Genomic DNA, 24,452 nt, shown 5'->3' on the forward strand with positions numbered 1-24,452 from the left:
CACAATCACGCTATAGTTTTTAATATTATTTTTTTCCATAAGGTAAAATTAATATTGAAAACAATGAGATAAAAGTAAAGTTTCTATAATGTAATATTTTTAATAGTGAAGAGTGTGTTTCAGAGCTCATATTGATTTTTTTTAATTTGATGTTATGTAAGGTTAAAACTGATTAAAAGATTCTATAAGCTGTTTTGTCCACTTTAACAATACTTTAAATTTTTCCTTTATACTGCAATTCACTATTTAGAATAGTTCACAGTCATCCATTTTCATTTTTAAACCTTTTGGTAAAACTTTATTATTCACGTTTTTCATATTCTTGCCCCCTTTATTTAAACGTGGTAAATGAGGGCGTGTATGATTCAACTGTCGAAACTCGGTTTGCTTGTGCTGCTTTTTAGCATGACTTCAGATGCTTTTGCTGAAGATACCCAAAATCTATCTAGGGGTGAACTTAGCGCAACTATTGGTGTCGTGAACAAATATATTTATCGTGGTGGTGAGGAAAGTGATGATCCATCGGTACAGTTTGGACTGGAATATACATATAACAGCAGAATATTTCTGTGCTATTGGGGCTCAACCTTAAATTATGATTCTTCTGATGCAAATCAGGATCATGGTTTTGAGCATGACTTTTATATTGGTTATGGCCGAGCGCTGAATGAGAACTGAAGCTACTAATCCTAGATCGTATCTTATTACTATCAAAATGATGGGACAGTTTATAGTAAAGATGGCCCAGATCAGCGTCGTACTACTGATTTTGAGATACTGAATGACGTGTTTTATAACGACCTGAGCTTAGGTTTAGATGTCATGCTGACAGATCTTAACTATGCAAATGCAGAAGATGTTTATCTCAGTGCAGCTTATAGCTATCCATTATCGCAAAACTTTAACCTGAATACGTCAGTAGGTGCTTCCCTGTATAACGCTAGCGGTGATGATCAACTGATTCAGACCACAGAAAGCTTTAGTTCTAATGAAGCACGGATTGGACTAAGTAAAACAGTCGCAAAACGAATTGAATTAAGTCTGGACTATGTCTATGGCGGCAAAGGTTGTGATGACATAGATTTCGATAATCATATTGTCGTAGGTGCAAACTTTAATTTCTAGGTTTTGCTGAAACAGGGATTGCAAGGTGTGTCATATTGATTAAATATTATGCACCTTTTTTATGCATAAAAATTTATCTATATAAAATATAGCTTCAAAAAGTAGCAAGTTGTAAGCGAATATTTAGACATACAGTGGAATAGCGCAAGTACTTTATTTTTCAGTTTTTTCTTAATTTTATCGTTTAACCTAAAACAATTTAAATTTTAATTTTTAATATATATAAATAAAATCAAATATTTATATAAATAAAAAACTTTTATAGCTAATTTGGATTTTCCTTTTTATGGGTTGGCATAGCTATTGCAAAGCCTAAGTTGAGTTTAAAAACACAACTAAAAACGTCTGCGGACGGTTGGGGGAATCTAACAATGAAATTCACTTTAAAAGCTTTAGCAGTTGCAGCAGTAGCTTCAGCATCCAGTTTTACTTTTGCAGATGAGCCTACATCTCCGCACTCAGTATCTGGCAATATCGGTGTGTTATCGAGCTATAACTTGCGTGGTATTACAAATACACCTGAAAATAAAGATGCCACAATTAATGGCGGTTTAGACTATAACCATGCTTCAGGTTTTTATGCAGGCTGGTGGGGATCAACCCTAAGATATGTGAATACAGATGAATTTTTAAATACTGACGGTGTTCCTGTAATTGTTGAAACAGGTGAAGTCACTAATGCTTTCGAAAATGATTTCTATGCAGGCTATAGCGGTTCAATCAATGATGACTGGGGTTATACAGCAGGCGTAACTTATTATTACTATTATGATATTGGTACCAAAGATGCAAATGGCTTTGAAACCATGTTGGGTTTGACTTATAAAGATTTAGGTATCACTGCGCAAACTTTGCTAGAAGATACTCTTTGGGGTAATACAGGCGATACTTATCTAAAAGCATCTTATAGTTATGCATTACCAAAAGATTTTAGTTTGGATACTGCATTGGGCTTATATATTTATGAGGAAAGTGGTGACTTTATTGAAGACTCAACAGAGAGTTTTGGTTTTCGTCATTTCGATATCGGTTTAAGCAAGCCACTTGCTGATACTGGCTTGACTGCAAGTATGAACTATATTTTCGGTGGTTATGACCGTAATGATGTGAAACAAAAAAATAAAGTTGTCTTGGGTCTAGGTTACAGCTTCTAATTGTTTAATAAAAAAAGGCGACCTGAGTCGCCTTTTTTTATTTTTATTATCCAATCGTTTAGCTTTGCTGACCTCGATAAGATAAAGCTTCCGATAAATGCTGAGGCTGAATTTCTGAATTCTCAGCTAAATCAGCTATGCTTCGTGCTACTCGTAATACCCGGTGATAAGCACGGGCTGACAGATTTAGCTTCTGCTGGGCAAGTTCAAACATTTTACTGGTCTGAGCATTTAGTGGCGCAAATTGCTCTAATTCTTTTGGGTTTAATGCCATATTCAGCTTTTTCTGTCTTTGTATTTGCAGTTCGTAGGCAGTTATCACACGTTCCCTAACAGTTGCAGAATCTTCTACCGGTTGTGTAGATTGTAATTCATGAGCTTGCAGAGGAGGCACATCGATATGCAGGTCAATCCGATCCAGTAATGGCCCAGAAATCCGGTTCTGATAACGCTTGATCATTTCTGGAGAACACTGGCAGCGAATATCCTGATTAAAAGCATAACCACAAGGGCAGGGATTCATCGCTGCAACCAGCTGAAAGTTGGCTGGGAAAGTAATTTGTCGAGAGGCACGCGAAATTACAATTTCCTTAGATTCCAAAGGTTGACGTAATACTTCAAGGACTTTCCTGTCAAATTCCGGCAGTTCGTCGAGAAATAATACACCTAGATGTGCCAGCGTAATTTCACCTGGTTTAGGATGCGATCCTCCACCGACCAGGGCAACTGCAGACGCGGTATGATGTGGCGCGCGGAAAGGACGTTGTCCAAAAGTATGACTATTATTGGCAATAGAATAAATACTGGCGACTTCAAGATTTTCTTCAGTATTGAGAGGCGGCAAGATACTGGATAGCCGCGAAGCCAGTAAAGTTTTACCGGTTCCAGGAGGTCCTCTAAATAATAAAGAATGTCCACCTGCAGCAGCAATTTCCAAGCCACGCCGTGGTCGTAATTGTCCTTTTACATCCGCCAGATCAAACTTATAAAAATGGTCTGTATTGAGTGGACTGGCTTCTATTTGCGGTAAGCGCTGCGCTTGGGAAAGATGTTCACACACTTCTTTTAAATGATTGGCTGCAAAGACTTTAAAGTCTGGGAGCTGACAGGCTTCCTGTGCATTGGGGCCAGGCAAAATCAGTTGATGCTGGTCACTTTGACAGGCAATGGCAATACTTAAGGTGCCGCTGACAGGACGTAATTGACCATCGAGGGCCAATTCTCCAATAAATTCAAGATGCTCGGTGCAATTTTCAGGCAGCTGCCCAGAGGCCACTAAAATACCTAAAGCAATCGGTAAGTCCAGACGTGAGCCATCTTTTGGCAGATCTGCAGGGGCCAGATTAATGGTCAGACGTTTGGTTGGAAATTGAAAGCCGCTATTCAAAATGGCAGAACGGACCCGGTCTTTACTTTCACGTACCGCCGCTTCGGGAAGCCCCACTATAGTGAGCGAAGGCATACCCGAACTGACATGAACTTCAACTTCTATTAAAGGGGCATGCAGTCCCAGCAATCCCCGGGTATGGATTTTAGCAAAAGACATTTATTGTTCCATTTTGGTGCGTTATTATTGTTCATTATTTGTCTTTTATGCACTTCACTGGTGCTTATTTTTTGTTCGATATCTTTTCTTCAAGTGATTCAACTTGTTTGAGCAACTCATTTAAACGCTGATTGGCCTGATTTAAGGCTGTACGCTGACGTTCAATTTCCTCTTTTGAAACCAGATCCATTTTACTTACTGCTTCGTTTAATAAAGCCCGAAGATTATGTTCCAGATCTTTTTTTGGTTCTTCGATCTGCTGCAAGATTGCTTGTAATAAAGTTTCAATCATTGTGTGGTCCATAGAGATGGAAATAAGCGCACAGTTTAACACCGCAGCAATCAAGACTATAGTATTTCAGACAAAATATGGGATTAATCGATAATTATTATCATAAAAGACCACATAAAAATGACTAAAATTTGAAGATTCAAAAGATTTATAAGTATAAAATAAGGTATAAATAAACCACATGCCGGGCTTTCTAATTTCCCCCGACCTTAGGAATCTTGGCATGAAATTTGAACGTAAAACCTTACTGGTGAAATAAGCCGAAGGAAAACAAACATGAAGCTCGTAACTGCAATTGTAAAACCTTTTAAATTAGACGATGTTCGCGAAGCATTGTCTGAAATTGGTGTTCAAGGCATCACTGTAACTGAAGTGAAAGGCTTTGGTCGTCAAAAAGGCCACACTGAACTCTATCGTGGTGCTGAATACGTTGTAGATTTCTTGCCGAAAGTCAAAATTGAAATCGCGATTAGCGATGAAATGGTAGACGCGGTGATTGAATCTATTACTCGTGTGGCGAGCACTGGAAAAATCGGTGACGGAAAAATTTTCGTGACCAACTTAGAACAAGTCATCCGTATTCGTACAGGTGAAACAGGTGCAGACGCTGTCTAACTTGGCACGAAGTTTGCTGAGTACCTAATAACTCACAAAAACTTGGTTGGGGGATACGAATGAAAAAAATGCTACTCGCGTTCGGCATGGCCGGCGCTCTTTTTGGTGGTTCTGTTGCATGGGCTGAAGAAGCTGCAACAGCAACAGCACCGACAGAAGAAATTGTGCTTGTTGAAGAAGCAGGCGATACAACAAATACAACAACAGACACGATAGCAGCAATTGCTGAAGTAGCGCCAGTTGAAGCTGCAGCGCCTGCAGAAGAAGAACCAACGCTAGATACCGGCGATACCGCCTGGGTTTTAACCTCTACCGCTCTAGTTTTACTCATGACCATTCCTGGCTTGGCGCTATTTTATGGCGGTATGGTCCGCAAGAAAAACGTTCTGGCGACGATGGCACATAGCTTTATTGCTGCGGCGGTGGTCAGTATTGCTTGGGTGATTATTGGTTATACCCTCGCTTTCGGTGAAGGTAATGCCTTTATAGGCGGTCTGGATAAGTTCATGTTGGCCGGTATTACCACAGAGGCACTTTCAGGCACGATTCCTGAAATCCTGTTTGTGATTTTCCAAATGACTTTTGCCATCATTACGGTTGCCATCATCAGCGGTTCGATTGCAGAACGTATGAAATTTGGTGCTTTCGTTGCTTTTATCGCACTTTGGGTGGTGATCGTCTATGCACCAATTACCCACTGGGTATGGGGTGGTGGCTGGTTAGGTAACGACGGCGCGCTTGATTTTGCTGGTGGTACGGTTGTACATATCAACTCGGGTGTTGCCGGTCTGGTAGCAGCGTATATGCTGGGCAAACGTATGGGCTTGGGCCGTGAATCTATGGCACCACATAACCTGACCCTTACTGTAATTGGTGCATCTTTACTCTGGGTAGGCTGGTTCGGTTTCAACGGTGGTTCTGCATTAGGTGCCAACGGTTCTGCAGGCTATGCTTTGATCGTGACTCAAGTCGCAGCGGCAGCAGCAGCCATTTCTTGGTTAATCACTGAAAAACTGGCACGTGGTAAAGCTTCTGTACTGGGCGGCGTATCGGGTGCAGTTGCTGGTCTGGTGGTCATTACTCCAGCTGCAGGTTTTGTGACTGTAGGCGGTGCATTGGCGATGGGTCTGATCGGTGGTGTGGTGTGTTTCTGGGGGATTACAGCACTGAAACGCGTATTGAAAGCCGATGATTCTTTAGATGCTTTTGGCTTGCATGGTGTAGGCGGTATTGTCGGTGCGATTTTAACCGCGTTCTTTGCTAGCGAATTCATCATGGGTGACAATGCCCCTGCCAATGTCATGCATCAGCTTTGGGTGCAAGTGGAAGGTGTACTGGCGACAATTGCTTACTCTGCGATCATGACCTTCATTATCCTGAAAGTCATCGACTTGATCATTGGAATCCGTGTGGCATCTGATGATGAGCGTATGGGTCTGGATTTAAGCCAACATGGCGAACGTGTCGAATAATAATAAATACACCATAATCAATATATAGTGTAAAACAGCCCGAATGGGCTGTTTTTTTTCTATATGTTGCGTAAAACTCTACAAAGTTTGTAATTTTTGCTACACTCGGAATCCATCTGGATTTGTTCAATTAAACCGCTATGCATTGCCCATTTTGCAATACTGCAGACAGTAAAGTGATTGATTCACGCCTGGCAGCTGAAGGCTGTCAGATTCGTCGTCGCCGTGAATGTGTCAGTTGTAATGAACGCTTCACTACCTTTGAAAGCTATGAAGTGGTGATGCCGCGCGTCATCAAGTCGGATGGCAAAAATGAACCTTTCGATGAAGCCAAACTACGTCGTTCCCTGATGCATGCCTTGCAAAAACGCCCGGTGACCCAGGAGCAGATTGAAACAGTGCTGAGCGATATTCAGCTACAGATTCGCCGTCTGGGTGAGCGTGATGTGAAATCACGTACCATCGGTGAAATCGTGATGCAGTCTTTATTTGCTCTGGATCATGTTGCCTATGTGCGTTTTGCTTCGGTCTATCAGGATTTTCAGGATGTTGAAGCTTTTCGTCATCAGATTGAACAGATGCAACAACGAGAATTACAAGAATAAGCATGGTTGAACTGAATCAAGATCAAGTCTGGATGCGCCGGGCCATTGAATTGGCTCGTCAAGGGCAATATTCCACCAAACCGAATCCGAATGTCGGCTGCGTCATTGTTAAAGATGGTGTGATTGTTGGAGAAGGTTTTCATCCTCAAGCCGGCCAGCCACATGCTGAAGTGTTTGCGTTGCGTCAGGCCGGTGAACAGGCACGTGGTGCAACCGCTTATGTGACTTTAGAACCTTGTGCGCATTATGGCCGTACGCCGCCTTGTGCCAAAGGTCTGGTGGAAGCAGGTGTGGCTAAAGTTGTCGTGGCCTGTCCTGATCCCAATCCGCTAGTGGCCGGAAAGGGCGTACAGATCCTGAAAGATGCGGGCATTGAGGTAGACGTTGGCATCTGTGAAGATGAAGCGCATGAGCTGAATCAAGGTTTCCTGAAAGCCATGGCGACTGGCATGCCTTATGTGCGTTTAAAAATTGCCTCAAGCCTGGATGGCCGTACCGCAATGGCATCGGGTGAATCGAAATGGATTACCGGTGTGGAAGCGCGTCAGGATGTACAGCATTGGCGTGCGATTTCAGGCGCAGTGATCACCGGAATTGATACGGTTCTTGCGGATGACTGTCAGCTGAATGTGCGGCAACTGGATGGGATTGAAGATATCAAGACCGTGGTGCAACCGAAACGAATTATTCTAGACCGTCAGGGGCGTTTACCACTAAACGCAAAAATTTTAGCGCAAGCCGATACCGTAATGGTGATGGGGCCATTTCGTCAGGAGCTTGCAGATCTGGGTGTGCTACACTTACCGGTACAGCCTTTAGCAGAATTATTAAAGCAACTGGTTCAACAACATCAGATTTATGAGGTCTTGGTGGAAGCAGGGGCGACCTTATCTACGGCATTTTTACAACAAAAATTGGTTGATGAACTGATCAGTTACGTTGCACCGACCCTATTGGGTCAGTCTGCGCGTACCATGTTTAATGCAGAATTTAGCCATATGGCCGAACAACTCCGATTTAAGCTGCGCGATGTAACTCGCTTAGGTGATGACGTGCGCTTCAGGCTAATTCCTTTTCAAGAGACACTATGAGTTCAGAGTCTACGGTTTATCATAAACGTCGCCATGCGGCACGTACCACCGATGAATATCTTTTCCATCAGCTGGTTCCTTATCTGGGCAACAAACGCCGTTTACTGCATTTAATTCTGGAAGCGTTGGAAAGTACGGGAACCCTGAATCGTAAAGATGGTCGTGCTCCGATTTTTGCTGACTTTTTTGCAGGTTCAGGCGTGGTCTCGCGCTTGGCCCGTCAGAATGGCTATCGCGTCATTGCCAATGACTGGGAGCCGTATAGCCATGCGCTGAATCATGCGGTACTGGCCTGTACTGAAGCACCGGCATTTAAAGAACTCGGTGGCTATCAGAAAGCGATTGATTATCTGAACCGTTTGCCGGAAGTTAAAGGCTGGGTGACGCATAACCTCTGTCCACGTAATGATGAAATCTATGATCCAGCCCGTGACCGTTTGTTCTTCAAACGTCGTAACGGCATGCGTATTGATGCGATTCGTCAGCAGATTGCCGCCTGGCAGGCACAAGGTGCAATTGATGATGTGGAGATGTCTGCCTTGCTGGCGCCTTTGCTGTATTCCGCCAGTTTTGTCAGCAATACTTCTGGTGTTTTCAAAAGCTTTCACCATGGTTGGGGCGGGAAAACCCAAACTGCGCTGGAACGGATTGAATCTTTATTATGGTTAACGCCAAGTCGTTTTTGCGAGTCGGATCAGAAAAAGGGAATGGCCGCAGAAATGTGGTGTGTCGATGCCCAGCATCTGGCCAACCAGATGAGCGGCTTTGAAGTAGATGTAGCTTATCTGGATCCACCGTATAATCAGCATGCTTATAGCAGTAATTATCATGTGCTGAATGCGCTGACCTTATGGGATCAGGCCGATTTACCGACTCCGGATACCAAGGGCTTTAAGAGCGGGATTGACCGGGCATGGCGCAAAGAGCGTCCGAGCCAGTACAATTCCTCTAAATATGCCAAAGAAGCTTACGAGAGCCTGTTGGCCACCATCAATGCACGTTTCATTCTGACCAGTTATTCAACTGACGGTAATATCAGCGCTACCGATTTGTTACAGGCCAATCTGAAACGTGGCCGGGTGACCTTGCTAACCCAGGATGTGCCGCGTTATCGTGTTAGCAAACAGCGCCAGTCTGAACGTGCCCGCGTGCTGGAATTTATTGTGATTACCGATACCCACGCCAAGTCAGGTCCACCGATCCGTCAATTACTCAGCCAGCTGCATCATTATGCAGAATTGGGTGGTGTGGATACGACCGGCGTTAGTACCCAGTTGGCCCTCTGGTAAAAGAATTGAAAAGGAAATAAAAATGTTTACAGGTATTATCGAAAGCCTCGGCAAAGTCGAAAGTCTGCAAAGCGTTGGTGGTGATGTACGTTTACGCATCCAGACCGATCTGGACATGTCTGATGTACATCTGGGTGATTCTATCGCGACCAATGGTATCTGCCTGACCGTGATCGACTGGGGCGAGAACTGGTATGCGGCTGATGTTTCCCGTGAAAGTCTGAACCGGACCACGCTCGGCACTTGGAAAGCCGGTCAACCTGTCAATGTTGAAAAAGCCATGCTGCCGACTACGCGTTTTGGCGGTCATATTGTGTCAGGTCATGTCGATGCAGTCGGCGAGATCACGTTGGTTCGTGAAGATGCACGTTCGATTTATTATGAAGTGACTGCACCTGCTGAAATTGCCAAATATCTCGCAGAAAAAGGCTCGGTCACAGTCGACGGCATCAGTCTAACGATTAATCATTTGCGTGGTAGCGTGATTAGTCTGAACCTGATTCCACATACTGCTGAACGTACCAATATCGGTACCTGGAAAGTCGGTAGCAAGGTCAATCTGGAAGTGGATGTATTGGCACGTTATATCGAGCGTTTATTGCTCGGTGATAAAGCCGCCCAAACCACTGAACAATCAAAAATCAGTATGGATTTCCTGGCTGAAAATGGTTTCTTAAAATAAGAGAAATGTTGATTTACTGAACAGTCTGATTGAAAAATTAGACTGTTTTTTTATTTTTCGGGATAATCAGCAGTTCAACTTGCAAATATTGCCTTGGTGGACGGGTCGAATGCTCGATTTTTTACTTAACTTGGAACAGTCATTGCCGCTATTGCTCGATCAATATGGGGTATGGATTTATGCAATCCTGTTTCTGGTGATTTTTGCAGAAACCGGTTCAGTGTTTTTCTTTTTCCTGCCCGGCGACAGTCTATTGCTGGCTGTGGGAGCTTTATGTGCCAGCAGCGATCTGGTGACCCTGCATTCGATGGGGCTGTTGTTATTCACTGCTTCGGTGCTGGGCTATAGCGTGAATTATTACACCGGAAAAGTTCTTGGCTTAAAATATTTCAATCAACATTCACGCTATTTTAAGCCGGAATATATGGTGAAAACCAACCACTATTTTATGAAACATGGCGGTAAAACTATTTTAATCGCACGTTTTATTCCCTTTGTCCGCTCATTTGGCCCTTTTGCTGCCGGTTCAGCGCATATGAGCTTTGCCACATTCAGCTTTTATAATATTGCGGGTGGCATCCTCTGGATTGGCACTTTATTAAGCATTGGCTATCTGCTCGGAAATGCTGCCTTTATGCTGGCAGATTTTTTGTAAGATGCGACATAGAAGATAAAAAAGCCCGAATTTTCGGGCTTTTTTAATGTGAAAGGATCATTTAAATATTGCGTGGCTGATCAGAAAATTCAGAATTTTTCAGCATATACTCGATTTCTTCTTTGGCTGCCGCACGCATTTTTTCACGAAGTGCATTCACGGTCTGTTCAATCACGGTTTCTGCCTCAAGTTCCAGACGTAAACGCACACTTTCTAATTCGGATAAAATGGACTGGTCCTCAATCTGGATGCGACCTTTGGCAAAATCAAAAGTCGTCTCAGGATTTTTTGCATAACGTGCGACATAGTGCTGCACTTCAGCCTCTAGATGCGTATTTATTTCAGCAAGCACCTGACTCTGTTCGCTAAATTTACGCTGTTCCTCATGACGTAGCTGTTCTTGATAGGCCTGTTCTTCAGCACGTTTCTCGGCCAAGGCTTTTTCAAGCGCGAGCTGTTTGCGAATACGGGCTTCTTCAATTAATTCGGCCTTGCGCTGTGCATAGGCAGCTTCAATCTTGCGTTCAGATTCTTGCTGTAAGCGCTGGTCGCGACTCTGCCATTCTTCCAAAGACGTTTCTGGTTTTAAAATATCGCAGATCCGAGAGAGGTCATCGATAAAGGTCTGACGTACAGCTTCCGGCACATTTAACCAGCGCTGTTTAAAATCGGGACCTACATTTAATGCCACGTGCCTCTCCTTGTGGATGATATCAGTTAAAGCTTATGGGTGTCCGGTTCAATACCTAAACGACGATATTGCTTGAATTTTTCACGTCCCAGCTGTTTAGCCGTTTCATGGTTTTCAATGATCTCAATAATGTGACTAAATTTTGCGTAAGGTTCAAGTGCTTCCGGATTAAAATTGAAAATAATCCAGTTGGACTGTTCTGGTAGTGTCGCCGAAATACAGACTGTTGACTCAGGCTGGTCAATACCATGTGGAATAAAGCTGCTGGGGTCAAAACTCCACAAACGTTCATCTAGCTGCTGTTGCAATGCTGCATCGGCACATAATAACCAGATCCGCGCCGGCTGACGCAGAATCTTACGGCATAAACGACAAGTGCTGTCCACTTGTCGTTCAGGGCTTTTTTCAAATAAATAAAAGCTGACTTTAGCCATTGCTTTGAACGCGACTCGTCAGGAATTGCATCAATAATGGAACTGGACGGCCGGTCGCCCCTTTATTGGTGCCTGAATTCCACGCCGTACCGGCCACATCGAGATGTGCCCAGCGATATTCACGGGTAAAACGTTGCAGGAAGCAGGCTGCAGTCACAGAACCAGCTTTTGGACCACCGATATTGCCAATGTCGGCAAATGGTGAATCCAGTTGTTCCTGATAGTCTTCCAGTACCGGCATACGCCATACCCGGTCAAAGGAATGCTGGCCGGCAGCTTCTAGTTCTGCTGCCAGTTTATCATCTGGCGTGAACAGACCCGTTAGTACTGAACCCAAAGCGACCACACAGGCACCGGTTAAGGTCGCAATATCAATCACCAAAGCAGGATTAAAACGTTTTACATAGGTCAAGGTATCACATAGGACCAAACGACCTTCGGCATCGGTATTCAGGATTTCAACCGTCTGACCGCTCATGGTCGTTACGATATCACCAGGACGGGTGGCTTTACCTGAAGGCATGTTTTCTGCTGCAGCGATGGTTCCCACCACATGTAGAGGTAAGCGGGATTCACATAATGCACGCATCGTACCGAGTACAGAGGCTGCGCCGCACATGTCATATTTCATTTCGTCCATGCCAGCGCCTGGTTTAAGTGAAATACCGCCAGTATCAAAAGTAATACCTTTACCCACCAAGACTACCGGCGCTTCGCTACGCTCTGACTGATATTCCATGCTGATAATACGACCTGGACGCTCTGAACCTTTACTTACCGCAAGGAAGGCGCCCATGCCTAAATCTGCCATTTGCTGTTCATCCAGCACTGTGACTTTAAGTAGGTCTGGATATTCAGCCGCCAAAGCCACCGCCTGTTCTGCAAGATATTCAGGGAAACAGATATTGCCCGGACGGTTGCCCAGGTCACGTGCCAGATTTTGTCCGCTTTGCACTGCTTGTACCAGTTGCAACTGTTCGGTAGTTAAGACGCTATGAGTGGCAATCAGGTCGATCTGCTCGAGCACAAATTCATTCTTCTTGGATTTATATTCATCATAACCATAGCTGGCCTGAGTCAGGAAGAGCGCAAACAGATAATGGAATTCTTGTGGAAGTTGTGTCAGATCTACAGAAATCTGTTTGAATTTTTTTTGAGTGACTTGAATAATAGTTTGCGCGATTTTTGCAAGTTTTGCCGGTTGCAGTTCAGCGACCTTGCCTAAACCAATTAGTGCTGCATGGCTGGACTGGCTCACCTGACCAATCAGGCTCAGGCTTTCCGCCAACGCTGCCTTGAATTGAGAGGCTTCAATTAATGTGTCTAAATTATTGATTTGATAGGTTGCGGTTGTATTCTGAAGTTGTTCTGAGTCAACTAAAATCAACAAAGATTGACTTGATCCATTCTCTGGGAATGACGTATTAATTGTAAGTTTCATATTCTGTTTTCACGCCTGTCTAGATGGGTAAATCATTCAGTCATTGAAACATTTATCCGAATAGATTTTCAATGGGCAGGGCGGCCTAGGTTTTATATTTTTGCTATTCGGGTAAACTAGCACTCGTTTTATGGACCTTATTTTGGAAGAATTAATTTGATTATTCGGCGTTATCTGGTCAAGCAAGTTGTCTCGACATCCTTGGTGGTGATTGCCTTATTGACCTTGATCATGATGGGCGGTCGACTGATCAAGTATTTTGGTGTCGCGGCGCAAGGCCGTCTGGATGCAGGCATTTTATTTAGCATTATTGGCTACCGTTTGCCTGAATTCTTGACCCTGATTCTTCCGCTCGGTTTCTTTATTGGACTGATGCTGGTGTTTGGCCGTTTATATGTCGACCATGAAATGGCCGTGATGAATGGCAGTGGCGTCAGTCGGCATCAATTGGCGCGTCTACTGGTGCCGATGACCCTGGTGTTTTTGATTGCTCAGGCCGGATTGATGCTCTGGGCTGCGCCGTGGGGCATTCGCCAGTTTGAAGCCCTGACCACCAGTCAGGCGGTACGTACCGGCTTTGACCTGGTGCGACCGAAAGAATTTATCTCCTCTGGGCCCTATACCATTTATGCCGGTGACCTGTCAGAAGACCGTAAAAATTTAAAAGATATTTTCTTTTATCAGCGTGCGGAAAAAGAAGGCAAACCGGATGTGATGATTCTGGCGCAGGAAGCCACCCGAATTGAAGTACCGAATGATGCTGCCAATGTGGTCGATCTGGTTAATGGACGCCGTTATGAGATCTATCCGGGTACACCGCAATATACTCAAGCTGAATTTGAAAGCTATCGTCTGCGCTTAGAAAGCGATGAAGAAGCGCAATTTGCCAGTACTGAAGTTGAGGCCTTACCGACCTCGCAATTGTGGCAGAACCGTCAGGATCCTGTGGTGGCCAGTGAGTTGGGCTGGCGGGTGTTTGTTCCTTTTGCGATTCTGATTGCCCTGATTCTGGCTGTGGCATTGTCTGAAGTGAGTCCACGACAGGGTCGATATCTCAAGTTATTTCCTGCCCTCATGATTTTTGCCAGTCTGATTGTGGCCTTGATGGCAGTGAAGACCCGGATCAGCAAAGAAGAAATGGGCATTTGGGCCTATCCATTGATTCTGATTGCCTATGCAATTGCGGGTGCCTTGTTCTCACGTAAACAGAAATTAGGTCCAAAAATCAAGAAACAGATTCAGCGAGTGAGGTCTTAACAATGTTGGCACGTCGTATAGTTGCAAAACATGTGACCCAAACCACTGCGCTGGCCATGCTGGGTGCAACCGCGGTATTGGCAGGTTTACAGGTATTATTCACTTATCTGGGTGAGCTTGGTTCGCTCAAAGATGGTTATGGTGCCTGGGATGCCTTGAAATATGTGCTTTGGGGCGCACCAAATTATTTATATGAAATCCTGCCGATTTCTGCACTGATTGGTGCAGTTTTAGGTCTTGGTACATTAGCCTCGAATAGCGAGCTGATTGTGATGCGTTCGGTTGGTGTGAGCTTATGGCGCATTGTCGGCTGGGTCATCCGTTCGGCACTCTTGTTGGTGGTGTTGTCATTTGCCCTGAGCGAGTGGGTCATTCCGTATACCAATGAACAGGCCAAAAGCGTAAAAAGTGCCAGTAAAGCGGCTCAACTTGGTGAAGTGCGTGGTTACTGGACTCGGGAAGGGCAGCGCTTTATTTATATCGATTATGCTAACTCGCAAGGTCAGTTGAAAAATGTGCAGATGCTGGACTTTGACCAGAACTATCGTTTGCGCGGTACCTTGCAGGCAGATCAGGGCCAATTTGTTAAAGATGGTTCCTGGACGCTGGACAACACAGAGCAGTTCGATATTCTCCAAAATGGTAATGCCACACTGGTTAAGCAACAACAGCAACCTTTAGCGCTAGCATTACAGCCTAAATATGTGCATATGGTGACGATTGATCCTGAAGATTTATCGCCGAGTCAACTGGTCAGTTTCATGAGCTATATGCATGAATACAGCCAGGTGCCTAAAACCTATCAGCTGGCCTTCTGGCAAAAACTCGGCTCGCCTTTTGCCCTGATTGCACTAGTAGTGATCGCCTGTTCATTTATCTTCGGGCCATTACGTCAGCAATCCATGGGTTTTCGTCTGGTGATAGCTTTATTTGCCGGACTGGGTTTCTTCTATCTGCAGGACTTCCTCGGCTATGCCAGCTTGATTTACGCACCGTCTCCGGCCTGGTTCGTGTTTATTCCGATTCTGATCATGTTTGGCATCGGCGGATACTTGCTGCATCGGGCGCGCTAAGGCACAGGAAAATAGAACAAATCAATCATCATGAGAGGCTTAAACCATATACGGGTCATGGCCTCTTTTTATAAACTTCGCTAAAATAGAGCGATTAATTCGTAGACGAACAGAGTATTTCATTATGACGGATGCAACTGCTGGCAAAATCCCTCACGTTTTGGTGATTATGGATGGTGTGGGTCATCGCGAAGCGGTCGAAGACAATGCGTTTTTAGCAGCTAAACGACCAAATTTAACTGCGATACAGGACAAGCATCCGCATGGTTTGATCTCGGGTTCTGGTGAAGATGTCGGCCTGCCAGATGGCCAGATGGGTAACTCTGAAGTCGGACATATGAACCTCGGCGCAGGTCGTGTGTTATATCAGGACTTCACCCGTATTACCAAAGATATCCGTGCCGGTGCGTTCTTTGAGCATGAAGTACTGATTGATGCGGTAGAAAAAGCCAAAGCATCAAATGGTGCCGTACACATTATGGGCCTGTTATCTGAAGGTGGTGTGCACTCACATGAAGACCATATCGTAGCGATGGCAGAGCTGGCATTAAAACGTGGTGCCAAAGTCTATCTACATGCTTTCCTGGATGGTCGTGATACGCCGCCGAAAAGTGCACAACCATCATTAGAAAAATTAGACGCTGTTTTTGCTCAATATCCAGGTCAAGGCCGTATTGCCACCATGATTGGCCGTTACTTTGCCATGGATCGTGACAACCGTTGGGATCGCGTGGAACAGGCCTATCGGTTGTTGACTGAAGGTGAAGCAGTTCGTACGGCAGCCACTGCAGTAGAAGGTCTTGAACAGGCGTATGCAGCAGATGAATCCGATGAATTCGTAAAAGCGACCCGTATCGGTGATGTGGCTGCGATTCAGGATGGTGACAGCGTAGTCTTCATGAATTTCCGTGCCGATCGTGCCCGTGAATTGACTCGCGCATTTGTAGAAAAAGACTTTGCAGGTTTTGAACGTAAAGTCGTGCCGAATTTGGCGAAGTTTGTCATGCTGACGCGTTATCAAGCCACGATTGATGCACCTGTAGCGTATATGCCTGAAGCGTTGAAAAACTCGATTGGTGAATACTTATCTGATTTGGGTAAAACACAGCTGCGCATTGCGGAAACAGAAAAGTATGCGCATGTGACTTTCTTCTTCAGCGGCGGCCGTGAAGATGAATACCCAGGTGAAAAACGTATCCTGATTCCATCGCCAAACGTAGCCACTTATGACCTTAAACCGGAAATGAGTGCTTATGAAGTGACTGATGAGCTGGTGGCTGCGATCAATTCAGGTGAATTTGACCTGCTGGTGGTGAACTTTGCCAATGGTGATATGGTCGGTCATACGGGTGTATTCGATGCTGCGGTGAAAGCTGTTGAAGCGGTTGATACCTGTTTGGGCCGGGTTTATGAAGCGGTAATGGCGCAAAAAGGTCATATGATTGTGACTGCCGATCATGGTAACGTAGAGCAGATGCAGGACTATCACAGTGGTCAGGTACATACTCAGCATACCACTGAATTGGTTCCGTTTATTTATGTCGGCCCAACTCAGGCCACGATTGCAGAAGGCGGTGTATTGGCAGATGTAGCACCGACTTTATTAAGTCTGATGCAAGTTCCGGTACCTGCTGAAATGCAAGGTCGTAACCTGATTCAGCTTGATGCATAATTTTCGATAAAATTCTAAAAAGGTCAAAGAATGGCAAGAACACGCTGGAAGTCTGTTGTAATACCATGCTTACTGATGTGTTTGAGTCATTCAGCTTGGGGTGTGGGTTCAAATGAGCCGGCATTCGATGATATGGAAATGGATGGGCAGGTCTATTCTGAAATTCCTGTGGCATCCATTCAGGAATTCGTACAAATTTATGGCATTGTAAAAGATAATTATATTCAAGATAAAAATGACGATGCTTTATTCCAGCAGGCCATTCAGGGTCTGGTCAGTGGCTTAGATCGCTATTCCCGTTATTTGTCGCCTGAAGATTATAAGCAGCTGCGTGAATATACCGAAGGGGATCTGGCCAGCATTGATTTCGATCTGCAATTTGACCCGCGGTTGAAGCAATGGGTGGTTCAGGGGCTGAGTGCCGATGCAGATTCAGCCAAGCAGGGACTGCGTAATGGTGTTACGGTTTATAAAATTGACGATCAGATATTAAGTAGCCTGAATCAGGAACAAGTCCGGCAGTTATTGAGCGGAGCCGTTGGCTCTACGCTCACGATCCAGCTTTCCCCGCAAAGTCCGGCCGTTCGTCTGGTCCGCAATACCAAACTAGATACTGAAATTAAATCGAGTTTGCACAATAATCAGGTGTTGGTATTGCAGGTTAAGGTTTTTCAGCAAGATACTGCCAATGAAATCAAACGTCTAATCGAAAGCTATGCCGACAAGCGCTTAAAAGCCGTGCTATTTGATTTACGCAATAATCCCGGTGGCTTACTCTCGGCTGCAGTTGAATCTGCCGATTTATTTTTGAATCAGGGCGTGATTGTGTCGACCAAAAGCCGCGCTGAAGGTAATCAGCAATTTCAGGCCTTGCCGAGTTTTGAGTTTCAGAATCTGAAAGTTGGGGTATTGATTAATAATCGCTCGGCTTCTGCAGCAGAAGTGTTTACAGCAGCCCTGAAAGAACATAACCGTGCCTGGGTGGTCGGAGAAAAGAGCTATGGCAAAGGCGTAGTACAGAAACTTTTTCCTTTAAGCAATGGTTCGGCTTTACAGATGACGGTATCGCAATACTTTAGCCCAAGTGGCCAGATGATTGAAGGGCGGGGCGTACAGCCGCATTTCAATTATCCGTTTAAGCAGGAAATGCGTGAGGAGAGTTATCTGGAACATGTCACAGACTTGCTGCTCCTGCAAAAATAATTATTCGTCTTCTTCGGTATCCAGTCCGAACTTTTTCAAACGATAGCGCAGGGAACGGAATGACATGCCGAGTTTTTTGGCGGCCAGTGTCCGGTTCCAATGGGTCAGATTCAGCGCATTGAGTAAAATTTCTTTCTCGACCTTTTCCAAATATAGTTCTAGACCCTCTTCAGGCAGCTTTTTAGGTGCAATCAGGGTTTCGGTCGCAATGATCTCGCTCGTGAGCGTATTTATCTCCTGAGGGCCGTTAAGCGCCTGACGTAGCGGTGCACTCTGCAAATGCTGAAGATCAATCCGCTCTTCATCACTTAAAGTAATTGCGCGTTCCATAATATTACGCAATTCACGTACATTACCTGGATAATATTGTCCCAATAAGAACTCTTTGCTACGTTCGGTCAGTTTTTTATTGGGAATGCCCCATTCCTGGCAAATCTTCTGAATAAAGTGTTCGGCCAATAACAGAATATCCTGGCCTCGTTCACGTAATGGCGGTAAAGTCAGATCCATTACATGAATACGGAAATATAAATCCTGACGGAATTTGCCTTGTTGCACCAAGGCTTCCAGATCCTGATGCGTGGCACTGATTACACGGAAATCCACATCAATTTCGGTATCTGAACCGAGTGGACGAATACGTTTTTCCTGTACGGCACGTAACAGTTTGACCTGCATGGAAAGCGGTAATTCTGCAATTTCATCCAAAAACAGGCTGCCACCATGGGCAGATTGAATCAGGCCCTGTTTGTCCTGAGCAGCGCCGGTGAAGCTGCCTTTTTTATGTCCAAAGAGTTCACTTTCCATCAACTCAGTCGGAATAGCGCCACAGTTAATCGCAATAAAAGGACCTTCATTACGGTTACTCAGGCGATGGACCAGATTGGCCACGACTTCTTTACCTGTGCCTGATTCACCGGTGATAAAAACCGGTGCTTGGGATCGGGCAATTTTTTGTAAGGTAATACGTAATTGCTGAATCGGTAGGGATTGTCCAATCAGCATTTTATGTTCAAGCGCTTCATTTGGATTATTATGCGAATAATCCACCGGTTTATTCAGGGCTTTTTGTAAGAGTTGTTCCAGATGTTTCTGATTGATCGGTTTGCTGACAAAATCAAAGGCCCCGGCTTTGAGCGCAGCAATGGCGATTTCCATGTTGCCATAGGCGGTCAGAACTGCGACCGGAAGTGCCGGATAGAGGCTGCCAATCCAGTCCAGTAACTCCAAACCATTGCCATCGGGCAGGTTTAGGTCAGTCAGACAGGCATCATATTGATGATTGGCAAGGCATTTTTTAGCATCTTCCAAACGGTGGGCAATGTGCGTACGAATTCCCATGCGCAGCAATGACATTTGCATGAGGGTACACAAATCTTCCTCATCATCCACCAAAAGCACCAGTGGTTGTTGTTCCCCATTCATCTTCCTTGACCCCTTTAAAGCGTAATACGTTGACAGCTGATGCGAAAGCATGCGCCCTGTTCTTGTTGTATATAGTTTAATTGTGCCTGATTTGCTTCGCAAAAACTATGTGATAAATACAATCCTAATCCGGTACCACTAATCGATGTGCTAAAAAAGGGTTTGAACAATAGAGCTTGATCATGTACGGCTACGCCAGAGCCAAAATCCCGTACATCAATCCAGACCCGATGTTCATAAGGATGCACATTCAGCTGAATATAGGCTGCATCTGCTGAATTGTGACGAATGGCATTACGAATCAGATTAATCAGGATTTGCCGGAATTGTGCTTCATCAAACTGAATCACTAGCGGGATATCAATATTAAATTGAATCTGATCGCGAATATCGGCCAGATCTTCCTGGATAAATAACGGGATAAATTCATTGAGATGAATCGGTATCGGGTGGGTTTCTTTATTTTTGACCATATTCAGCGTGTCCTGAATAATCCGGTCAATCCGGGTCGCCTGTCGGCCAATCATCTGCTGGAGTAGCTGTTGCTGTTCAGTTTCTGAGTCCAGATACAAATCATTGGCCTGCACAATGGCCGCCAAGGGGTTACGAATTTCATGGGCAATACTGGCTGAGAGTTGACCCAGTGCAGCAAGTTTAAGTTGCTGCACCTGCTGATTCAGTTTTTTGGCATCCTGTAACACCAGTAGCATTAGAGTCTGATGCGGCACAATCAGTTTTTGCACCTGCACATGAATATTATAGCGACTTTGCTGGGATTCAAACTGAAAGCGCTCACCATTTTCTAGCGTTTCAAAATGGATCAGTTCAAATAAATCTGGCTGTGATTGAGATAAAGTAAATTTCTCATGGCCGTATTTGGACTCAATTCCAAGAAGATTACAGGCGGCAGGATTACTGAGTACCACATGATAGTTTTCATCCAGAACCAGATAACCGGTTTCAATCTGTTCCAGAATATAGCGGTTAATATTCTGTAAGCGATGCAGTTCCAGCGATTGAGAAAAATTCAAATTTTCCAGAATCTGAAAACGGCGCACGGCAATTTGTCCAGTGCCATAAACCACAAAAAACAAAAAGGCCAGCAGGGCGCTATTACTGATATTGCTGAGTGAAGAAAACGCAAAAATACTGCCGATAAAATGCTGATAAATAACACTAATGACTGCAATGAGGGTGACGACCAAGGCCTTTTTTGCATCTAATAATAAAGATGCAGAAAAGATAGTAATCACAAACAGCAGCCCAATTTGCAGATTAGGACCGTCGCTCGCCAAAGTCAGCAAACTTAAAACGCAGACATCGCTAAAGAAAATCATAATCAGCTGCGGCTGGATCAGGCGTCTGATCCATTTCAGCACAAACAGCTGTACGGTATTGATCGCAACCCCGATTCCCAGTGCATAATAATACAGCTGCGGGTATTGATAATCGGTGGTGAGTTCGGGGTAGGTCAGCAGAAAAATCAGTAACAAACCGGTGCTGATCAGCAGACGATAAGCGCTGTACCAGATACCGAGATGGTATTGATTCAGTTCAGCATAGTTTTTTTGTTGTGCCATATGCACCGGAAATCGTTAAAAGCTAAGGTTTAATGAGTCCATAGCGCATGGCCAGATGAGTCAGTTTAACATCGCTATCGATATTCAGTTTTTCAAAAATACGGTAACGATAAGTATTCACGGTTTTAACACTCACAAAGAGCTTGTCGGCAATTTCCTGGGCGCTGATACAATTCACGACCATCATCGCGACTTGCATTTCACGTTCTGACAATGCATCAAAAGGCGATTGTTGTGTATCAGAAAGGTAAGAGCTTGCTAACTGTTCCGCAATGTCTGCACTGAAATATTTGCCGCCTTGCATGACTTTGTTAATCGCACGGACCATTTCCGAAATCGGGGCCCCTTTGGTGATATAACCTTTGGCACCGGCTTTCAATAACAGGGACGGATAAGGCTCTTCTGCCAGACCGCTGACCGCTAGAACTTTGGTTTCCGGCGCACTCTGAAGTAGACGGCGCGTGGTTTCTACGCCGCCAATGCCCGGCATATTTACATCTAACAAAACTACATTAGGATGATGTTGACGAACCAGAGAGATCGCTTCTTCACCAGATTCAGCTTGTCCAATTACCTGAACCTCCGCATGGTCTTCTAGCATTCTGCAAATTCCAGTACGAACTAATTCATGGTCGTCCACAACTAAAACTGTGATCACCTACGCTCTCCCTCTGTTAAAAAAATCATTTTTTTGTTACATAAAGCAAAATAAGCTTGCAATGAAAGTACAAAATTAGCAATCCTATTCGCAAGATTAAATCTGAAACTTATCACACAGTGTCAAGAACAAAAAATGTTCGGCATTGTGTTTAAATGTAAGGCATATTAGAGGTAATACGCAAATCAATCTTACCTCTGTTAGTTGAGTGAAGGAATAGTGAAGAAAATAAACAAGTCTTTAAGGCATCTACTCGGCCTGTCCGTGTTAATCAGCATGAGCACGACAAGTTTTGCTGAAATCATTATGAATTCTGGCACGGCAGAGGGCGGTTCCAGCATTAGTTGGTCTTCTGAAGAAGTTAACCAGTTAATGAGCGATGATTTTAATGCGTCAGCCAATGAGCCTTCGCCACCCGGGTCTGCAACAGTGACCACCACTTTGCGTCAGGCCGGCACAGCAGCGCCAGCAGTAATCAAACCTGCTTATACTGCGCCGCAGATTATTGATACCAATCATTTTAGTAATCAACCTTCTGTCAATGCACGGGCTGCACTGGTCATGGATGCGCAAACCGGTGAAGTGCTGTTTAGCAAAAATACCAATACTGCCTATCCGATTGCATCGATTACCAAGCTGATGACAGCGGTGGTGATTTCTGATGCACGTCTGAATATGTCGGAAAAAATCACCCTGCAACAGGCTGATTTTTCCTGTTCAGGCTGTAAAAGCTCAAGCTCGACTTTAAGAGCAGGGGACAGCATGAACCGTGCTGAAGCTTTACTGTTTGCTCTGATGAAGTCCGAGAATCCGGCTGCAGCCGCTTTGGCACGGACCTATCCCGGTGGTCGATCAGCGTTTATTGCCAAAATGAATGCAAAAGCTAAAGAGCTGGGAATGAACTCCACTCGCTTTATGGAATCAACAGGTTTGCATCCGAGTAACGTGGCATCAGCTCGTGACTTGGGAATCTTGGTAAATACGGCCTCTCAATACGGCCTGATTCGTCAGTTCTCGACCACGCCAAGCTATGACTTTAACTTGGGTTATCGTGTATTGAAATCGAATAATACCAATGCCTTGGTACGTAATGGCGGATGGAATATCAATATTTCTAAAACCGGTTTTATTAATGAAGCAGGGCGCTGTGTGGTGATGCACACCACTCTGAATAACCGTCCTGTGGCAGTGGTACTTTTAGGTGCAAACAGCTCACAGGCGCGTACCAATGATGCGACCCGTTTAATGAGTTGGGTTAGCCAGCAACCTAAACGAATCTAATTGATTGGTTCATAAAAAAAACCCTGCACTTGCAGGGTTTTTTTAATTCTGGCCGAAATTACATATTCGACAGAATAGAGTCTTTAACTTGAGTCATGGTCGCATCAATCGACAGCATCACAGCATCAGCACATTGCTTGATGGCAGTGTCTGGATCTTTCAGACCGTTACCCGTTACGGTACATACGATCACTGAACCTTCAGCAATTTTACCCGCTTTAATGTCACGGATCGCGCCGCCGACAGACGCAGCAGACGCAGGCTCTACGAATACACCTTCATACATAGAAAGCAGACGTTGAGCTTCAAGAATCTCCGCATCAGTCAGTTCATCAAACCAGCCGTTTGAATCACGAACAACCGCTTTAGCATGATTGAAGCTTTGCGGATTGCCGATACGAATCGCAGTTGCAACAGTTTCCGGATTTTCTACTGGACCGCCACGAAGGAAAGGTGCAGCACCAGACGCTTGATAACCTGCCATGATTGGCAATCCTGCCGGTTTAGGACCAGTGAAAGCATCAGTTTCAGCATCGTAAACGACTTGCTCAAATTCTTCTTTCGACTGGTTGGCAACCGCTTCGGTATAACCCATCCAGTGCGCAGTGATGTTACCCGCGTTACCGACTGGCAGGCAGTGATAATCCGGTGCACGACCTAAAGCTTCAACGATTTCATAAGCAATGGTTTTTTGACCTTGCAGACGGTACGGGTTGATTGAGTTTACAATCGTTACCGGTGCCTGATCGGCAACTTCTTTAACCAGACGCATACCGTCATCGAAGTTACCGCGAATTTGCATGGTGATCGCACCATACATCATCGCTTGAGCCATTTTACCCATGGCAATTTTGCCTTCAGGGATGAGCACGAATGCTTTGATGCCAGCACGTGCAGCATATGCCGCCGCCGCCGCAGAGGTGTTGCCGGTAGATGCGCAGATGATAGCTTTAGAGCCTTCTTCAACGGCTTTGGTCACCGCCATAGTCATACCGCGGTCTTTAAATGAACCAGTCGGGTTTAAGCCCTCGTACTTCACATAAATTTCAACATCTTTACCAATAATGCGTGGAATATTCTCAAGCTTGATCAGTGGAGTATTACCTTCACCCAAAGAGATCGCACGAGTAGTTGCAGACACTGGTAAACGGTCGCGATAGCGGTCAACTAAACCAGTATAACGATTGGCATTCGACATGATGATGTTCCAA

Annotated in this window: 24 protein-coding genes; 15 read left to right on the top strand and 9 right to left on the bottom strand. The window is 44.8% G+C overall.

The annotated features are described in order from the left end of the window. The first annotated feature begins 360 nt into the window (after positions 1-360). The 3 genes from BFN00_RS08350 to BFN00_RS08360 all read left to right on the top strand — a co-directional run bounded on the left by BFN00_RS08350 (position 361) and on the right by BFN00_RS08360 (position 2,279). The gene (locus BFN00_RS08350) at positions 361-678 is read left to right on the top strand and encodes a TorF family putative porin (protein WP_071851116.1); all 318 of its coding nucleotides are present in this window, start codon (positions 361-363) and stop codon (positions 676-678) included. Positions 679-822: 144 nt separating this feature from the next. Continuing rightward, on the top strand, positions 823-1,125 hold the full coding sequence (locus BFN00_RS08355; protein WP_071851118.1) for a hypothetical protein: 303 nt from the start codon (positions 823-825) through the stop codon (positions 1,123-1,125). A 371-nt stretch (positions 1,126-1,496) separates the two neighbouring features. Next, positions 1,497-2,279, top strand: coding sequence for a TorF family putative porin (locus BFN00_RS08360; RefSeq protein WP_071851120.1), 783 nt, complete (start codon positions 1,497-1,499; stop codon positions 2,277-2,279). A gap of 58 nt (positions 2,280-2,337) precedes the next feature. Here BFN00_RS08360 and BFN00_RS08365 read toward each other — a convergent pair whose 3' ends face one another. Both BFN00_RS08365 and BFN00_RS08370 read right to left on the bottom strand, forming a co-directional pair. Continuing rightward, positions 2,338-3,825: a YifB family Mg chelatase-like AAA ATPase gene (locus BFN00_RS08365; RefSeq protein WP_071851122.1), complete on the bottom strand. Its 1,488-nt coding sequence runs from the start codon at positions 3,823-3,825 to the stop codon at positions 2,338-2,340. A gap of 64 nt (positions 3,826-3,889) precedes the next feature. After that, the gene (locus BFN00_RS08370) at positions 3,890-4,117 is read right to left on the bottom strand and encodes an accessory factor UbiK family protein (RefSeq protein WP_004810171.1); all 228 of its coding nucleotides are present in this window, start codon (positions 4,115-4,117) and stop codon (positions 3,890-3,892) included. Between the two features lie 276 nt (positions 4,118-4,393). Here BFN00_RS08370 and glnK point away from each other — a divergent pair, with 276 nt between their 5' ends. From glnK to BFN00_RS08405, 7 genes are all read left to right on the top strand, one after another. Next, entirely contained in the window at positions 4,394-4,732 is a 339-nt protein-coding gene (gene glnK / locus BFN00_RS08375) for a P-II family nitrogen regulator (protein ID WP_004281042.1), read from the top strand. A 59-nt stretch (positions 4,733-4,791) separates the two neighbouring features. Beyond that, on the top strand, positions 4,792-6,204 hold the full coding sequence (locus BFN00_RS08380; RefSeq protein WP_005108440.1) for an ammonium transporter: 1,413 nt from the start codon (positions 4,792-4,794) through the stop codon (positions 6,202-6,204). Positions 6,205-6,344: 140 nt separating this feature from the next. Then, a complete protein-coding gene (gene nrdR / locus BFN00_RS08385) occupies positions 6,345-6,809 on the top strand; it encodes a transcriptional regulator NrdR (RefSeq protein ID WP_004281044.1) in 465 nt (154 codons plus the stop codon). Between the two features lie 2 nt (positions 6,810-6,811). Then, the gene (gene ribD, locus BFN00_RS08390) at positions 6,812-7,900 is read left to right on the top strand and encodes a bifunctional diaminohydroxyphosphoribosylaminopyrimidine deaminase/5-amino-6-(5-phosphoribosylamino)uracil reductase RibD (RefSeq protein WP_071851124.1); all 1,089 of its coding nucleotides are present in this window, start codon (positions 6,812-6,814) and stop codon (positions 7,898-7,900) included. Then, complete coding sequence (locus tag BFN00_RS08395) at positions 7,897-9,189, top strand: DNA adenine methylase (protein WP_071851126.1); 1,293 nt, start codon at positions 7,897-7,899, stop codon at positions 9,187-9,189. The genes ribD and BFN00_RS08395 overlap by 4 nt, the downstream gene beginning before the upstream one ends. Positions 9,190-9,211: 22 nt before the next feature. Then, positions 9,212-9,871 carry a riboflavin synthase gene (locus BFN00_RS08400; protein ID WP_004644909.1) on the top strand — a complete coding sequence of 220 codons (660 nt, stop codon included), beginning with the start codon at positions 9,212-9,214 and terminating at the stop codon, positions 9,869-9,871. 109 nt (positions 9,872-9,980) lie between these two features. Continuing rightward, a complete protein-coding gene (locus BFN00_RS08405; RefSeq protein ID WP_004281049.1) occupies positions 9,981-10,526 on the top strand; it encodes a VTT domain-containing protein in 546 nt (181 codons plus the stop codon). Positions 10,527-10,587: 61 nt separating this feature from the next. On the opposite strand, the gene blhA is transcribed toward BFN00_RS08405, so the two are convergent. From blhA to BFN00_RS08420, 3 genes are read right to left on the bottom strand one after another with little or no spacing between them, the layout of a single operon-like run. After that, the gene (blhA, locus tag BFN00_RS08410; RefSeq protein WP_004281050.1) at positions 10,588-11,217 is read right to left on the bottom strand and encodes a cell division protein BlhA; all 630 of its coding nucleotides are present in this window, start codon (positions 11,215-11,217) and stop codon (positions 10,588-10,590) included. Between the two features lie 26 nt (positions 11,218-11,243). Beyond that, on the bottom strand, positions 11,244-11,651 hold the full coding sequence (locus BFN00_RS08415) for a DNA polymerase III subunit chi (protein WP_005108444.1): 408 nt from the start codon (positions 11,649-11,651) through the stop codon (positions 11,244-11,246). After that, positions 11,644-13,092 carry a leucyl aminopeptidase gene (locus BFN00_RS08420; protein WP_035341999.1) on the bottom strand — a complete coding sequence of 483 codons (1,449 nt, stop codon included), beginning with the start codon at positions 13,090-13,092 and terminating at the stop codon, positions 11,644-11,646. The genes BFN00_RS08415 and BFN00_RS08420 overlap by 8 nt, the downstream gene beginning before the upstream one ends. Before the next feature lie 156 nt (positions 13,093-13,248). Between BFN00_RS08420 and lptF the strand changes: the two genes are divergently transcribed. The 4 genes from lptF to BFN00_RS08440 all read left to right on the top strand — a co-directional run bounded on the left by lptF (position 13,249) and on the right by BFN00_RS08440 (position 18,297). Then, the gene (lptF, locus tag BFN00_RS08425) at positions 13,249-14,349 is read left to right on the top strand and encodes an LPS export ABC transporter permease LptF (RefSeq protein WP_004281053.1); all 1,101 of its coding nucleotides are present in this window, start codon (positions 13,249-13,251) and stop codon (positions 14,347-14,349) included. 2 nt (positions 14,350-14,351) lie between these two features. Further along, positions 14,352-15,422: an LPS export ABC transporter permease LptG gene (gene lptG / locus BFN00_RS08430; RefSeq protein WP_004281054.1), complete on the top strand. Its 1,071-nt coding sequence runs from the start codon at positions 14,352-14,354 to the stop codon at positions 15,420-15,422. 124 nt (positions 15,423-15,546) lie between these two features. Then, positions 15,547-17,094, top strand: coding sequence for a 2,3-bisphosphoglycerate-independent phosphoglycerate mutase (gene gpmI / locus BFN00_RS08435; protein WP_071851128.1), 1,548 nt, complete (start codon positions 15,547-15,549; stop codon positions 17,092-17,094). Between the two features lie 30 nt (positions 17,095-17,124). Next, the gene (locus BFN00_RS08440; protein WP_071851131.1) at positions 17,125-18,297 is read left to right on the top strand and encodes a S41 family peptidase; all 1,173 of its coding nucleotides are present in this window, start codon (positions 17,125-17,127) and stop codon (positions 18,295-18,297) included. On the opposite strand, the gene BFN00_RS08445 is transcribed toward BFN00_RS08440, so the two are convergent. From BFN00_RS08445 to gacA, 3 genes are read right to left on the bottom strand one after another with little or no spacing between them, the layout of a single operon-like run. Then, on the bottom strand, positions 18,298-19,722 hold the full coding sequence (locus BFN00_RS08445; RefSeq protein WP_071851133.1) for a sigma-54-dependent transcriptional regulator: 1,425 nt from the start codon (positions 19,720-19,722) through the stop codon (positions 18,298-18,300). It lies immediately after the preceding gene. A gap of 14 nt (positions 19,723-19,736) precedes the next feature. After that, complete coding sequence (locus BFN00_RS08450; protein WP_044108981.1) at positions 19,737-21,302, bottom strand: sensor histidine kinase; 1,566 nt, start codon at positions 21,300-21,302, stop codon at positions 19,737-19,739. Between the two features lie 22 nt (positions 21,303-21,324). After that, positions 21,325-21,960, bottom strand: coding sequence for a response regulator transcription factor GacA (gene gacA / locus BFN00_RS08455; protein ID WP_005108454.1), 636 nt, complete (start codon positions 21,958-21,960; stop codon positions 21,325-21,327). Positions 21,961-22,179: 219 nt separating this feature from the next. Here gacA and BFN00_RS08460 point away from each other — a divergent pair, with 219 nt between their 5' ends. After that, positions 22,180-23,241, top strand: a complete 1,062-nt coding sequence (locus BFN00_RS08460) for a serine hydrolase (protein ID WP_143115420.1) — start codon at positions 22,180-22,182, stop codon at positions 23,239-23,241. 58 nt (positions 23,242-23,299) lie between these two features. Here BFN00_RS08460 and thrC read toward each other — a convergent pair whose 3' ends face one another. Then, a complete protein-coding gene (thrC, locus tag BFN00_RS08465) occupies positions 23,300-24,439 on the bottom strand; it encodes a threonine synthase (protein ID WP_005248423.1) in 1,140 nt (379 codons plus the stop codon). Positions 24,440-24,452: the final 13 nt, after the last annotated feature.

The organism is Acinetobacter sp. AR2-3 (assembly GCF_001878775.1).
In the GTDB taxonomy this organism is placed as follows: Bacteria; Pseudomonadota; Gammaproteobacteria; order Pseudomonadales; family Moraxellaceae; genus Acinetobacter; species Acinetobacter lwoffii_D.

What these genes read in the sequence shown, in the direction of transcription:
- BFN00_RS08350 (WP_071851116.1), top strand. Translation starts at nt 361, where the DNA reads ATGATTCAACTGTCGAAACTCGGTTTGCTTGTGCTGCTTTTTAGCATG.
- BFN00_RS08355 (WP_071851118.1), top strand. Translation starts at nt 823, where the DNA reads ATGCTGACAGATCTTAACTATGCAAATGCAGAAGATGTTTATCTCAGT.
- BFN00_RS08360 (WP_071851120.1), top strand. Translation starts at nt 1,497, where the DNA reads ATGAAATTCACTTTAAAAGCTTTAGCAGTTGCAGCAGTAGCTTCAGCA.
- BFN00_RS08365 (WP_071851122.1), bottom strand. Translation starts at nt 3,825, where the DNA reads ATGTCTTTTGCTAAAATCCATACCCGGGGATTGCTGGGACTGCATGCC.
- BFN00_RS08370 (WP_004810171.1), bottom strand. Translation starts at nt 4,117, where the DNA reads ATGATTGAAACTTTATTACAAGCAATCTTGCAGCAGATCGAAGAACCA.
- glnK (WP_004281042.1), top strand. Translation starts at nt 4,394, where the DNA reads ATGAAGCTCGTAACTGCAATTGTAAAACCTTTTAAATTAGACGATGTT.
- BFN00_RS08380 (WP_005108440.1), top strand. Translation starts at nt 4,792, where the DNA reads ATGAAAAAAATGCTACTCGCGTTCGGCATGGCCGGCGCTCTTTTTGGT.
- nrdR (WP_004281044.1), top strand. Translation starts at nt 6,345, where the DNA reads ATGCATTGCCCATTTTGCAATACTGCAGACAGTAAAGTGATTGATTCA.
- ribD (WP_071851124.1), top strand. Translation starts at nt 6,812, where the DNA reads ATGGTTGAACTGAATCAAGATCAAGTCTGGATGCGCCGGGCCATTGAA.
- BFN00_RS08395 (WP_071851126.1), top strand. Translation starts at nt 7,897, where the DNA reads ATGAGTTCAGAGTCTACGGTTTATCATAAACGTCGCCATGCGGCACGT.
- BFN00_RS08400 (WP_004644909.1), top strand. Translation starts at nt 9,212, where the DNA reads ATGTTTACAGGTATTATCGAAAGCCTCGGCAAAGTCGAAAGTCTGCAA.
- BFN00_RS08405 (WP_004281049.1), top strand. Translation starts at nt 9,981, where the DNA reads ATGCTCGATTTTTTACTTAACTTGGAACAGTCATTGCCGCTATTGCTC.
- BFN00_RS08415 (WP_005108444.1), bottom strand. Translation starts at nt 11,651, where the DNA reads ATGGCTAAAGTCAGCTTTTATTTATTTGAAAAAAGCCCTGAACGACAA.
- BFN00_RS08420 (WP_035341999.1), bottom strand. Translation starts at nt 13,092, where the DNA reads ATGAAACTTACAATTAATACGTCATTCCCAGAGAATGGATCAAGTCAA.
- lptG (WP_004281054.1), top strand. Translation starts at nt 14,352, where the DNA reads ATGTTGGCACGTCGTATAGTTGCAAAACATGTGACCCAAACCACTGCG.
- gpmI (WP_071851128.1), top strand. Translation starts at nt 15,547, where the DNA reads ATGACGGATGCAACTGCTGGCAAAATCCCTCACGTTTTGGTGATTATG.
- BFN00_RS08440 (WP_071851131.1), top strand. Translation starts at nt 17,125, where the DNA reads ATGGCAAGAACACGCTGGAAGTCTGTTGTAATACCATGCTTACTGATG.
- BFN00_RS08445 (WP_071851133.1), bottom strand. Translation starts at nt 19,722, where the DNA reads ATGAATGGGGAACAACAACCACTGGTGCTTTTGGTGGATGATGAGGAA.
- BFN00_RS08450 (WP_044108981.1), bottom strand. Translation starts at nt 21,302, where the DNA reads ATGGCACAACAAAAAAACTATGCTGAACTGAATCAATACCATCTCGGT.
- thrC (WP_005248423.1), bottom strand. Translation starts at nt 24,439, where the DNA reads ATGTCGAATGCCAATCGTTATACTGGTTTAGTTGACCGCTATCGCGAC.